This is a genomic window from Modestobacter excelsi, assembly GCF_005930495.1.
GTDB classification, from domain to species: Bacteria; Actinomycetota; Actinomycetes; order Mycobacteriales; family Geodermatophilaceae; genus Modestobacter; species Modestobacter excelsi.
The window spans coordinates 1-12,648 of the sequence record NZ_SJEX01000058.1 but is presented as its reverse complement, the minus strand read 5'-3'; the positions used below and the strand labels follow the sequence as shown (position 1 = coordinate 12,648).

At 71.8% G+C, this 12,648-nt stretch carries 9 protein-coding genes; 5 read left to right on the top strand and 4 right to left on the bottom strand.

All coding sequences use genetic code 11. From position 1 onward, the window contains the following. Positions 1 to 4 precede the first annotated feature (4 nt). The 5 genes from FHL80_RS17470 (at position 5) to FHL80_RS17450 (ending at position 7,820) form a co-directional block, all read left to right on the top strand. The gene (locus FHL80_RS17470; protein WP_138734651.1) at positions 5 to 1,729 is read left to right on the top strand and encodes a YveK family protein; all 1,725 of its coding nucleotides are present in this window, start codon (positions 5 to 7) and stop codon (positions 1,727 to 1,729) included. 22 nt (positions 1,730 to 1,751) lie between these two features. Beyond that, positions 1,752 to 3,284: an O-antigen ligase family protein gene (locus FHL80_RS17465; protein ID WP_216870825.1), complete on the top strand. Its 1,533-nt coding sequence runs from the start codon at positions 1,752 to 1,754 to the stop codon at positions 3,282 to 3,284. A gap of 113 nt (positions 3,285 to 3,397) precedes the next feature. Next, complete coding sequence (locus FHL80_RS17460; protein ID WP_246078758.1) at positions 3,398 to 4,348, top strand: glycosyltransferase family 4 protein; 951 nt, start codon at positions 3,398 to 3,400, stop codon at positions 4,346 to 4,348. Continuing rightward, the gene (locus FHL80_RS17455) at positions 4,345 to 6,630 is read left to right on the top strand and encodes a glycosyltransferase (RefSeq protein WP_138734648.1); all 2,286 of its coding nucleotides are present in this window, start codon (positions 4,345 to 4,347) and stop codon (positions 6,628 to 6,630) included. The genes FHL80_RS17460 and FHL80_RS17455 overlap by 4 nt, the downstream gene beginning before the upstream one ends. Then, a complete protein-coding gene (locus FHL80_RS17450; RefSeq protein ID WP_138734647.1) occupies positions 6,627 to 7,820 on the top strand; it encodes a glycosyltransferase family 4 protein in 1,194 nt (397 codons plus the stop codon). The genes FHL80_RS17455 and FHL80_RS17450 overlap by 4 nt, the downstream gene beginning before the upstream one ends. A 22-nt stretch (positions 7,821 to 7,842) precedes the next feature. Here the strand turns inward: FHL80_RS17450 and FHL80_RS17445 are convergent, their stop codons facing one another. The 4 genes from FHL80_RS17445 to FHL80_RS17430 form a co-directional block, all read right to left on the bottom strand. Next, positions 7,843 to 9,138, bottom strand: coding sequence for a phenylacetate--CoA ligase family protein (locus FHL80_RS17445; RefSeq protein ID WP_216870824.1), 1,296 nt, complete (start codon positions 9,136 to 9,138; stop codon positions 7,843 to 7,845). Positions 9,139 to 9,279: 141 nt separating this feature from the next. Beyond that, positions 9,280 to 10,770, bottom strand: coding sequence for an oligosaccharide flippase family protein (locus FHL80_RS17440; protein ID WP_216870823.1), 1,491 nt, complete (start codon positions 10,768 to 10,770; stop codon positions 9,280 to 9,282). Between the two features lie 130 nt (positions 10,771 to 10,900). Further along, positions 10,901 to 12,268, bottom strand: coding sequence for a polysaccharide pyruvyl transferase family protein (locus FHL80_RS17435; RefSeq protein ID WP_216870822.1), 1,368 nt, complete (start codon positions 12,266 to 12,268; stop codon positions 10,901 to 10,903). A gap of 19 nt (positions 12,269 to 12,287) precedes the next feature. Further along, a partial coding sequence (locus FHL80_RS17430) for a hypothetical protein (protein ID WP_216870821.1) occupies positions 12,288 to 12,648 on the bottom strand: 361 nt, incomplete at its 5' end.

The following is a 12,648-nucleotide window of genomic DNA, read 5'->3' as shown; positions in this document are numbered from 1 at the left end:
GCGGATGGGCGGTGACCACACCGCTGCCACCGGACCCGGGCCCGGAATAGCCGCGCGAACAGGGACCGAAATCAGCCGCCGAGAACCTATGGTGGGTCGGCCGCCGGCTGTGGCCGCGGCTGGCGAACGGGTCGACGGGGATCCAACCGTCGGAGGCACCGCTCAGGCGGTACCGGCGAGGGGAGCGGCAGTGTCAGGAGCGCACGCAGAGTCGAACGTCTTGCGCGCGGAAGGCAGGGCGGTCGACGGCACGACCGTGGGTGTCCTGCTCGCGCGACTGCGTCGCTACTGGTTGCTCGTGCTGGCAGTGACCGCAGTCGCCGTGATGGCAGCCTTCGCCGTGACGTCCAGGACCCCGACCACGTACGAGGGTCGGACCTCGCTGATCGTCTCCTCCAACGACAGGTCGCCGGACCAGGACGCCGTCCTCGTCCAGGGGTACGCCGTCTACTTCGACAACGGTGCTTACCAGAGGCAGCTGCTGCGAACTGCTCAGGTGCCCAGCGACGTCCAGGTCTCCGCGCAGTCGGCGGCAGCCAGCCCCATACTCGTCATCAGCGCCACCACGTCTGACCCGGAGACCGCCCAGGCGTATGCCATCCAGGTGGCCAAGGCGTTCATGGACGACATCAACCGGGTGCGCGCGCAGGAGCAGGCCGAGCAACTGGTCGCGTTGCAGGACCAGCTGGACACGGCTCTGGGGTCGAACACGCCCGCGGACCAGGCCGTGGTCACCGATCTGCAGGGTCGGATCGAGGAGATCCGCACCGATCAGGTCAACGTCCTCCAGGAGCTCCAGGCGCAGGGCGGCGTGTCGGCCCAACCTCCGTCGCTGTTCGGCAACCTCCTGCCCGCCGTCGTGGGTGGCCTCTTCCTCGGCCTGGTCGCGGCGCTGGTCCTGGCGAGCCTGTCCCGACGTCTCCACTCCGGGCAGGACGTCGCGGACAAGGTCGGGCTGCGGACATTGGTGGAGCTCCCGCGGACGCGGAGCAGAGAGGGCTGGCCCGAGCAGGAGCAACGGCTGGGTCAGCTGGCCAACATCGCCCGAGCCCGACTGACCGGGCCCCGGGTGCTTGCCGTCGCCCAGCCTGAGGAGGGCTCCGCGGCTCCGCTCATCGCGCGCAGGCTGGCACGTGAATGGGCCAAGCAGGGATACGCGACGGTTCTCGTCGACGCGGGCGGCGGCATCCTGACCGACGGCCGGGTCGCGACGCCGTTGATGCGATCCGGTCTCCTCCCCGGGTTGTCGCTCCTCCAGCTGGCACCGCGCTCAACCGAGGATGCGCAGGCTGTGTCGGTCAGCGAGCTCAGCAACCTGCTCCAGCAGGAGGCGCAGGCCGGGCAGTACGTCGTCGTCGCGGCGCCCGCGGTGGTGCAGTCGGCGATCGGCCAGGCCATCTGCCAGGCGGCTGACCAGACCATCCTCGTCGTCGACAGCGACGTCACGCGCGTCGCAGCGGCTCGGGAGGCCGTAGCCGTCCTCCGGCAGATGGGCGCCACCTTGATGGGTGCCGTGGTGGCCGCGGTGGGCGAGGACGCTGACCAGGACGCGTCGGGGACCCGCCCGGCGTCCTCGACGGCCGGTCGGCCCTCGTCCGACGAACCGCCGCCCGAGGGGCCTCACCACCACCACCACCGCCCCGACCTGACCGCGCGCGTCGGTCTGGCGGCGGCCGATGCGGCCCCTTCGGGTGCCCTTGGACGGGACGCCGAGAAGGGACGGGCATGAGCTCGGTCCCGCCGACGGTGCCTTGACCGGGCTGAGCCGGCCCGCGCCGCTGCTCCGCGGCCGCGCAGCCTGGCGGGAGAAGGCGGTCGGGGCAGCCGTGCTCGTGGGGATCACCCTCATGTGGCTCGGTGTCCTCGTGGAGGCTCCCGGCCGGCTGGGCCTGGTGCTCTGCATGGCCGCCATCGGCCTGCTCGCTGTCGCGCTGGGGTTGCGGAGCCCGATCGTGGCTTGCACGTACCTCCTCGTCACCACCTTCTTCCGCCTGGCCGTCCCGTCCGGGACCCTGCCGGTCGACCCGTTCATCCTTGCCTTCGCGGGGGTGATCGCGTCCATCTGGCTGTGGTCCAGACCGTGGGAGCGTCGGCTGACCGACGTGCACGTCGATCTCCTCACGTGTGCCATCGGGTTGTACATCGCATGGAACCTGCTCTCGATGGTGACGCCGCACGCCTTGCCGGCAGGGGACGAGCGGGATCCGCAGGCGTTCTCGGTGCTGCGTTTCGTGCTCATCGGCACCGCCATGCCGCTGACGATGTTCCTGGTGGGGCGCCGGCTGTTCGTCACCGAGCGAGCCATCCGAGTTCTGTTGTGGTCCGTCCTGGCCGCGGCCGCGTACTCGGCGGCAGTGAGTGTCCTCCAGTTCGCCGCACCCCAGGTCGTCTGGCCCCGGTACATCGGCGAGAACCCCAGCTGGCCGGATCGGGCCGTCGGGGTCTTCAACCAGCCGGTGGTCAACGGTCTGGTGCTCGTCGTCGGGTTCCTCGTCGGTGTGCTCATCGCCTGCAACGACGGTGAGCGACCTGCGCTCCGAGCGCTCGCGGGTGTGGTGGCCGTGGCGAGCGTCTACGCCGTCTACCTGACGCACACGCGAGTGGCTTGGCTGGCCTTCGGGTTGGTCGTCCTGTGCGGCGTCGGCGCGGCCAGGGGCTTCCGCAGCGTCTTCGTGCTCGTCGGGGCGGCCATCGTGGGGGCAGTGCTCGCGAACTGGTCGACGTTCACCAGTGCCGATCGGGACGCGGGCGGAGTGGGGTCACCGGACGAGATCCAGGACCGGCTGAACAACATCGCCACGTCGCTCTGGGCCTTCCCCCGCGAGCCGATCTCCGGGTGGGGTATCGGTCGGTTCACCGCCGTGAACACCTACCACCACCAACAGTGGTCCCCGGCTGTCCCCTGGCAGCGGGGGTTCGGCATCGCCTCGCATCTCGACAGCCTGGGCATCCTGGTGGAGCTGGGCATCATCGGGCTGGCGCTCTGGCTGGCGATCTTCGTGCTGGTGTACACGCGGCTGGTGCGGGCGACCCGCCGCCTTCCCGCAGACGGGATGTACGGCCGCGCCCTGGGACTGACGGCCTTGTTCTGCCTGGTCGCTCAGACGGTCACCGGCCTGACCGTGGACCTGCGCTTCTTCGACTTCCCGAACATCATGGTGATGGTCCTGGCGGGAGCGGTGATCGGTCACCAGCAGCAGCAGGCCCACCTCGCCGAGCCTCGTAGCTCCGCAGATGGTCCCGCCACGGGAGCCGTGCCGGCCGGGGACATGGTCGCGGGATGAGAGCCCGGCGCGTGCTGTGGGTCTCCACCAGCACCGAGACGCGGGGTGGCGTGGCGACGTTCGTCCGCACGATGCAGCAGACTCCGATGTGGGACCGGTGGCAGGTCCGTCACGTGGCGACCCACAGGAACGGCTCGCTGGCCGCGCGGGCAGCTGCGTTCGCCGTGGGGGTCGGGTCGTTCCTCCGGGAGCTCGTCCTGCGTCGGCCCGGGATCGTGCACCTGCACACGGCCTCCTACGGCAGCTTCGCCCGCAAGTCGACACTGGCGTGGATCTGCCGGGCTGCCGGCGTGCCCGTGGTGCTGCACGTCCACGGAGGCGCCTTCGGCGACTTCTACGCCCGGTCCCCACACCTGCTGCAGCGGTACATCCGCCGGACCCTCAGCAGCGCGGCCCGGGTCATCGGCCTGGGGGACCGGTGGGCGGAAGTGCTGCAGGAGATAGCCCCGGACGCCCGGGTCGCCGTCGTCCCCAACGCCGTCAGCCCGCGAGCGCTGGTCGGACAACCCGGCCCAGGTGAGCCTGTGCACCTGCTGTTCGTGGGAGAGATGACGGAGGACAAGGGCGCGTTCGCCCTGCTGGAGGCGTGGCGGCGGCTGCAGGACGGGCCGCAGCTCCCCCCGGCCGACCTGGTCATGGTCGGGCCGGGAGCCGTGGAACGGGCGCAGCGGACAGCCGAGGACCTCGGCTCGGTCGGGCAGGTCCGGGTCCTGGGGTGGGTGGCGCCCGTTGAGGTGGAGCGCCTGTTGAGCCGCTCGCACGTCCTGGTGCTCCCCTCGCGCTTCGAGGGGCAGCCGATGGCCGTGCTGGAGGCCATGGCGCACGGACTCTGCGTGGTCGCCACTGAGGTGGGAGGCATCCCTGACCTCGTCGACGAGCGGTGCGCGGTGCTCGTACCGGTGGACGACGAGGACGCCTTGGTCACGGCTCTCAGCACCGTCATCGCGGACCCGCAGAAGCGCGCGCAGCTGGGTGCCCGAGCGCTGGCCCGGGTGCGGGAGAGGTTCGACGTGAACCTGACCTGGCGCACGCTCGACGCGCTCTACGAGGAGCTGGTGAAATGAGTCCTACGCGTCCGCTCCGGGTCGCCTTCGTCGTCCCCGACCTCGCTGTCGGTGGGGCAGAGCGGCACGTCACGACCCTGGTCAGCCGGCTCGACCGGGGGATGTTCGATCCCTCCGTTATCTGCCTCGGTGAGGAGGGAGGGCTCTTCCCCGCGCTCGCAGCCAGCGGGGTTCCGGGTACTGCCCTGCACCGGAGCAAGCGGCAGGCACTGCAGTGCCTCGTCGAACTCGTTCGCGAGCTGCGGAGGGCCACACCGGACGTGGTGGTCCTCCGGGGGTACAACGCCGAGACGCTCGGACGGTTGGCAGCGGTCCTGGCGCGGGTTCCCCGGACGGTCATCTGGGTCCACAACAGCGAGGGCCTCGGACCGCGGAGCCCGCTGAGGCGGCTGGTGGACGCCGTGCTCGATCCGGTCACGGACGCCTACTTCGGAGTCGCGCACGCGCAGGTCCCGTACCTCGTGGAGGACCTGCACCTCCCGCGTCACAAGGTGCGGATCATCCACAACGGGGTCGAACCGGCGCACCCCGACACCGGGGCGCTCCCGGCGACCAGGACCGATCTCGGGTTGGGCGAGGACGACCTCGTCGTGGGCATCGTGGCTGCGTTGCGGCCCGAGAAGGACCACGAGACGTTCCTGGAAGCGGCCGCGCTCGTCGCCGCGGCCGACGCCAGGGCGCGGTTCCTCGTCGTCGGTGACGGGGTCCGACGACCAGCGCTCGAAGCGCTGGCCGACCGGCTGGGCATCTCGGACAGGGTGGTCTTCACGGGCGTACGCGACGACGTGGGGTCCCTGCTCGCAACGGTCGACGTCTTCGTGCTCAGCTCCTCCAGCGACTGCTTCCCGATGGCCCTGCTGGAGGCGATGGCCTCCGGGCTCCCGTCCGTGTGCACCGCGGTGGGGGGTGTCCCGGAGGTGCTGGAGGACGGGGTGTCGGGGTACCTGGTGCCTCCTCGGGACCCCACCACGCTGGCGCATCGGGTGATCCGACTACTGGGGTCGGAAGAGGGTCGCCGCTCGTTCGGCGCCGCCGCTCGGTCGCGGGTGGAGGCGGACTTCACTCTCGAGCGCAGCGTGGAGGAGGCGCAGCGGCGCCTTCTCGAGGTCGCGTCCCCCCCACGGGCGGGACACGCGGCCGGGAGGCCGCTCCGGTTGACCCTGGTGCTGGACGAGGCGTTCATCGGTGGGGTCGAGATGCTCATGCTCGACGTCTTCCGGGCGTTCGACCCCCGGGTCGTCGAGCCGAGCCTCATCTGCCTGCGGGCGGCCGGGCCGCTCGCGGCGGACTACCGAGCGTCGGGGTTTCAGGTCGACGCGATGGAACGGAGCGGGAAGTACGACCTCCGGACCCTGCCCCGCTTGGTCCGTTCCCTACGTCGGAGCAGGGCGGACGCCGTCCTCGTGTCCCACCACCACCGAGCCTCCCTGGCACTCGGGCGGCTGGCCGCTCGAGTGGCCAGGGTCCCGGTGACCTTGGTGGCCGCGCACGACATGGACCTCACGAACGTCGGCGGGCGGGTCCTGCCCAGGTGGGCGGTCGCGACGCTCCGGGAAGCCGATGCACTCGCCCTGCTGGCACCCAGCCAGGGCGAGTACCTGCATCGGGAGGAGGGGGTCGGGCGTCGCCCGTGGAGCCGAACACGCGAGGTCGTCATCCCCAACGGGGTCGTCGTCGGGCCCCTCCCTGATGAAACTGCCAGGGCAGCGGCCAGGGCCCGGCTGAGTCTGCCGGCGGACGCCTTCGTCGCCGGGATCGTCGCCCGGTTGAGCCCCCAGAAGGCTCACCACGTCCTCCTCGAGGCGTTCGCTGCACTGCGCAGGTCGCATTCCCGGGCGCGCTTGGTCGTCGTCGGCGGCGGTCCGCGCGAGCAGGAACTCCGGCAGCTGGCCACGGACCTCGGACTCGGTGACAGTGTCCAGTTCACCGGCATCCTGCGGGACGTCCCTGATGTGCTGCCCGCCTTCGACGTCTCCTGCCTGTCGTCGGTGCACGAGGGTGTCCCGGTAGCGGTCATCGAGTCGATGGCTGCGGCGATCCCCGTGGTGGCCACCGACTGCGGAGCGCTGCGGGACATCGTCGTCGACGGGGAGCACGGATGGCTCGTCCCGGTCGGGGACGCGCAAGCGCTGGCCGACCGGTTGTGCAGGCTCGCGGAGGACGGCGCGCTGCGGCAGCAGCTCGGAGCCGCCGCACGCAAGCGGGTAGAGGAGCGGTACCGGATCGACCAGACGGCACGCGGGTACGAGGAGCTGCTGGTGGACCTGGTGGGGAACCGATGAGCCGCCATGTCCTCGTCCTGGTGGAGAACCTGCCCGTCCCGTTCGACCGCCGGGTCTGGCAGGAGAGCCGCGCGCTGACCGACGCCGGGTACACGGTCACGGTGATCTGCCCGATGGGGACCGGCGCGGAGGAAGCCGACGTGACCCTGGAGGGCGTCCACGTCCTTCGCTATCCGCTCCGCCCGGCCCAGGGCGGCCCGTTCGGGTTCGTGCGTGAGTACGCCGCCGCGATGTTCCACACCACGCGGCTTGCGCTCCGGGTGCAGCGCGCGCACCCGGTCGACGTCGTGCAGGCCTGCAACCCACCCGACCTGTTGTTCCTGGTCGCCCTGCTGCTCCGGCCGAGAGGCGCCCGCTTCGTCTTCGACCACCACGACCTGGTCCCCGAGCTCTTCGTGTCCCGGTTCGCCGGCGGCGGCAGGGCGCTGTACTGGGCCACCCGGGTGCTGGAGAGGCTGACCTTCGCGTGCGCGGACGGCGTCATCGCCACGAACGAGAGCTACCGGGCCGTGGCCACCGGCCGCGGGGGCGTGCACCCGAGCAAGGTGACCGTGGTCCGGAGCGGGCCGGACCTTTCCCGGTTCCTGCAGCGTCCGCCCGATCCGGAGCTGCGCCGGGGGAAGCGCCACCTCGCGGCGTACCTCGGCGTCATGGGTCCGCAGGACGGCGTGGACTACGCGCTGCGGGCGTTGCACTGCCTGAGGAACGACCTGGGTCGGGACGACGTGCACTGCATCTTCATGGGCGCTGGAGACGCTCAGCAGGACATGATCGCGCTGAGCGAGGAGCTCGGCCTCCGGGACATGGTGGAGTTCACCGGCCGGGTCCCCGACGAGTTCGTGCAACGGTGCCTGTCGACCGCCGACGTCTGCCTGTCGCCGGACCCCAAGAACCCCCTCAACGACGTCTCGACCATGAACAAGGTGCTGGAGTACATGGCGATGGGCCGCCCGGTGGTGTCCTTCGACCTCAGAGAGGCACGGGTGTCCGCCGGCGACGCTGCGGTCTATGCCCCTCCAGACGACGAGGCCGAGTTCGCCGCGGCGATCGACCAGCTGCTCCGGGACGAGGAGCTGCGCGACAGGATGGGCCGGCGAGGGCGGCAGCGCATCGAGACCTCCCTCTCGTGGGAACACTCCCGCCGAGCATTGGTCGAGTTCTACGACCGCTTCTTCGAGCGGCGCGCGTAGCGACCCGGCGGCTGCAGCCCGGTCAGGTCGTGGTCACCCGGACAGCGGCTTTGAGCTTGCCGCTGGGTTCGCGCGGTATGTGGTCCATGATCGTGAAGGTGACGGTCTGGCCGGGGCCGAAGTACCTGTCGACGTTGGTGCGGGCCTGAGCCTGGGTTGCGGGGAGGTCGGTGGCGGTGGTCGGGACAAGCCGGAAGTCGAAGCAGCCGGGGGCGAGCTGGGCGACCTGGACCTCGCGGAGGCCGACCAGGTTCTTGACCACTGTGTGCGGGAGCGGCAAGGGTCGTCCGTCGGCGGCGGTGAAGGCGTCCTCCACGCGGCCGTCGATGCGGCCCAGCAGGGGGAACGCCCGCCTGCACGGGCAGGGCCCGGCCGGGGCGGGCCCGACCTCGTCGCCGGTGCGGTAGCGGAACAACGGGAACCCCCAGTTGTGCAGCGGGGTGCCGACGATCTCCCAGCGGTCGGGGTGGCCGGGGACCGCGAGCAGTTCGGTGATCCCGTAGTCGGGGAACTGGTGGTAGCCGCCGGCCTCGCAATTGCCGGCCATGGCCACCCGCTCGGTCTGCCCGTAGTGGTCGATGACCGGGCCGCCGAACACCTCGCGCATGAGGCTCGTCTGCTCGGTCGTCATCACCTCCGAGGAGGTGATGACCGCGGTGACCGGCAGCTGCTGCCCGGCGTCGCGCAGCAGGCCGGCCAGCAGGGTGATGGCCGAGGGCCAGCCCTCGACCACCTGCGGGTCGAAGGCGCGGATCTCCGCGAGCAGGCGGGGCAGCCGGTCGCGGTCGAGCCGGTAGCTGGAGACCACCAGCTGCCGCGCGCCCGGCACGTGCCGGGTCAGGGTCCCGGTCCGGTGCGGGTCGGGGTCGTTGCTGCGCAGCAGCAGGCTGCGCGGCCGGTGCGGCACCCCGAACCAGCTCCACTGCCGTTGCAACGCCGCCAGCTCGAACGCCGAGGAGCCGGCGGTCCGGTGCACGGTGACCACCTGGCCGGAGGTTCCGCTGGAGTGCGCCGGCCAGGTCAGCCGGCGGGGGTAGACCAGGAAACGGTCGGGTTCGTGCAGCAGGAGGCCGCGGTCGAGCAGGGGCAGCCGGGGCAGGTCGGCCAGGGTGCGGATCGACGCGGGATGGACCCCGGCCTGGTCGAACCACTCGCGGTAGAAGGGCGACCGCCGCGCCGCCAGTCGCACCAGCGCTCGTAGGCGACGTTCCTGGTAGGCGGCGATCTCCTCCGCCGAGGCCCGCTCCATCCGCTGCAGCGAGCCCACCATCGCTCTGCGCAGCGGGAAGGCGTGCCGCACCCGGTGCTGCAGGCTCACGAACCTCCCTGGCGGCGCCACTGGCGCAGTGTGCACCCGAGCTGTTGCCCTGGACCATGGGAACAGCGCCCGACTTGGGCATCACGCGACTCCCACAGCGGAGCGTCAGCACCAGGTCGCACCGTGGTCGGTTCGCCGAGGTCATCCCGGACGACCGGCGCCCGGCGCGAGCTCTCGTGGACGCCTCCAGTGCAGGACTCGTCGCCGCACGACGGCCAGCAGAGCGGTCAGGTCGTGGAACGTGGTCGGAGCGAGGACCCGGAGCGCTGCCGTGTAGACCAGGAGGAAGACGAGGGCGTCCACCACGATGAAGCAGAGCCCCCACGCCCCCCGGCTCTCGGAGTGCAGGACCAGGTGCTCCAGCGGAACGACGGCCGCGCACCCGACCAGAGCGCTCACGATGGTCGGCGCGGTCGCGCCCAGCGTCTGGCGGGCCGAGACACCGACTACGGGGGCGGCGACTGCCGCGACGACCGTCCCGACGACCATGGTGGTCAACGAGATCGACAGGCCCACACCCACCAGCCCGAGCGGACGGATGAGGACGAGCAGCAGCACGACGCTCAGGGTCGTCTCCGTCAACGTGCACCAGTTGATCAGCCGGGTGCGGCCGGCCCCCTTGATCGCCTCCTCTCCGACCGTGCTCGCCGACTTGCCGAGACTCAGGCCGGCCATCGAGACGAGCGCGTACCCGGCCCCACGCCACTCCTCCCCGAGGACGATGACCACGAGCGGCACTCCGACCGCCACCACCATCGCCGAGGTCGCCGCGGCGACCACGACCGAGAGCCGGAGGGCGTGGAGGTACCCGGTCTGGAACCGCCTGCGGTCAGGGGCGAGACGGGTGAACGCGGGGAACAGGGAGACGGAGCTCACCTGGACGAGACCCATCACCGGGATGCGCGCGATCCGCTCGCCGTAACGCTGCAGGCCGAGGTCCTTCGCTCCCAGCACCGATCCGGTGACCACCGCTTGGGTCGCCTTCTGCGCCCGGTCACCCAGCATCCCGAGCACCAGCGGGAACCCGAAACCGGCCAACTGCCGCCACAACAGGTACGAGGGTCGTCCCCTCCCGGGCCGCCAGTCACAGAGCCACCACACACTCAGCACCCACACGACCGAGGACGCGTAGGTGCCCAGGACCATGCTCCAGACACCGAGGCCCAGAGCGGCGGCGGACACGGCGACCGCCGCGAACGTCGCAGCTACGGAGGGGCCCACGATCAGTCGCCGTCGGACGCTGAACTCGCGTTGCAACAGCGCCTCCGGGACGTTGGTGAGCGCGGACAGCAGCACTCCCCCCGACATGGCCGCGGCGACCAGACCGGCGGTGTGGCTGTCGAAGACGTGCCCGATGATCGGGGCTGCGGCCAAGGCGAGCAGTGTCATCAGGACACCCGTTCCGAGGGTCACCCAGAACACCGTGGCGGCTGCGTCGTCGAGGTCGCCGTCCCGGTGGACCAACCCCGACCGCAACCCCCCTTCGACGAAGTCGCCGACAAAGGCGATGAGGACGCCGCCGGCCACGTACAGGCCCACCTCCGTTGGGGTGAGCAACCGGGCCAGCGCGACCGTCTGGGCGAGGGTGATGATCTCCCCGACGGCGAGTGCGGCCGCCGAGGCGGCGGCCACCCTGCCGATGCGCGAGCGCAGCGAGCCGACGTTCGGCGCGGCCGGGGGAGCGCCCTCGCCTGGGCCGGTCGTGTGACCGTCGCCGGCGCCCAGGACCCTCGGGCGACCGTCCGGCGGGTGCACCGACGACTCAGACAAGGCCGCAGACCCGCTCGAAGCTCGACCGGCCGAGCGCGATCTGCTCGGCTGCGCTGGCCAGCAGGGCCATCCTCAACCCAGGAGCCTGGGCCCAGACCGAGCGGATCGCGTCGGGCAGTCGCGCCCCGAGGTCGTCGCCGTCCAGCCGGACCAGCTCCAGGCCGGCGCCGAACATCTCGGCCAGCCCGAGGAACTTGTCGTCGTAGTACGCCGACGACGTGAGCGCCACCACCGGGACGCCTTGGGACAGGGCGAAGACGCCCGCGTGGTACGCACCGGTCACCAGGACCCGGCAGCGGCCCACCTGCGCGGCCACGTCCTGCGGGCGGGCGAAGCGGCCGAGAGGTCGCCGGGCGCGCTGGGAGCCCTCGACCAGCGGCAGCGTCGACCGGCGGTCCTCGGACCGGAACTCGCTGATGATGACCGGTGCCAGCTGGGTGCCGAGCTCCCGCGCCGTGGAGTGCAGGCCGGCGGCCACCGAAGCCCGGGCACGCTCGCTGACCGGTGAGTACCCGGCGATGCGCAGGCAGATCCCGAGGTCGTGGCCCAGGTCCGCTGGACGCCGGGAGTGCGCCAGCTCGATGGCGTCGTCGCCGGTGACCACCACCCGGGACGACGCCACTCCCACCCGCTCCAGCAAGGCCGGCCCGCTCCTCCTCTCGCGCAGCGCGATGACGTCGACGTGCGGCAGCACCGCGGCCGCTCGGGACAGCAGCGCCGGGTCCTCGAGAGGACCGAGGCCCTGCCCGAGCATGGCCGTCGGGATCCCCCGGCGGGACGCGAGCTCGAGCAAGTCCAGAACGCGTGTGGTCTGGGTGGGATCCACGTCGGTGAGGTAACCGCCACCCAGGGCCACGACCAGCGACGAGGCAGCGGCGGCCGCCGCGGTGTTGGGAGGCAGCCGTCCGGCCGGACCCGCGCCGACTGCCACCCCCTCGTCCGTCCCGCGAGCCGGTTCGGTGCGGCCGCGCCGGAGGACAGTCGGCGCGGCGTGGCCCAGGCGCCGCGCCCAGCTGCCCACCACCTCCCGCACCCGAGCGCCCACGAGGAGTCGGCCGATGGAGTAGGGGCCGACGACCCGCGGGCCGAGAGTCTCGGCCAGCCGGGCCAGCGGACTGGCGGAGGACCAGGCGGACGTCCCCCAGGGCACGATGGGACGGACCCCCGGCAGGTAGGCCCGCAGCAAGGCCGGTGCCTCCGTGAGCACGCCGATGTCGGCCCTTGGCCACCGCTCGCGGAGCCGTCGGACCGTGACGTCGAGCATGGCGAGGTCGCCCATGTTCAGCAGCCAGTACTCGCTGTCGTCGATGAGGATCCGGGGTCTGTCGCGGGACGGCTCCGCGACCGCAGGGCTGGTCAAGGGGGACGTCTCCCGTGGGTCAGTCATCGGGCACCCGGACGGCGGGCTTGAGCTTCCCGCTGGGTGGGCGGGGGATGTGGTCCAGGACGCGAAAGGTGACGGTCTGACCCGGACCGAAGAGCTCGTCCACGTTGCGGCGCGCCTGGGCCTGGACCGCGGTGAGGTCTGAGCCGGAGGTCGGGACGAGCCGGAACTCGAACCGGCCGGGGGCGAGCTGGGCGACCTGGACCTCGCGGAGACCGGACAGGTCGTCCACCACGGTGGCGGGGAGGGGGAGGGAGCGTCCGTCGGCGGCGGTGAAGGCGTCCTCCACGCGGCCGTCGATGCGGCCCAGCAGGGGGAACGCCCGCCTGCACGGGCAGGGCCCGGCCGGGGCGGGC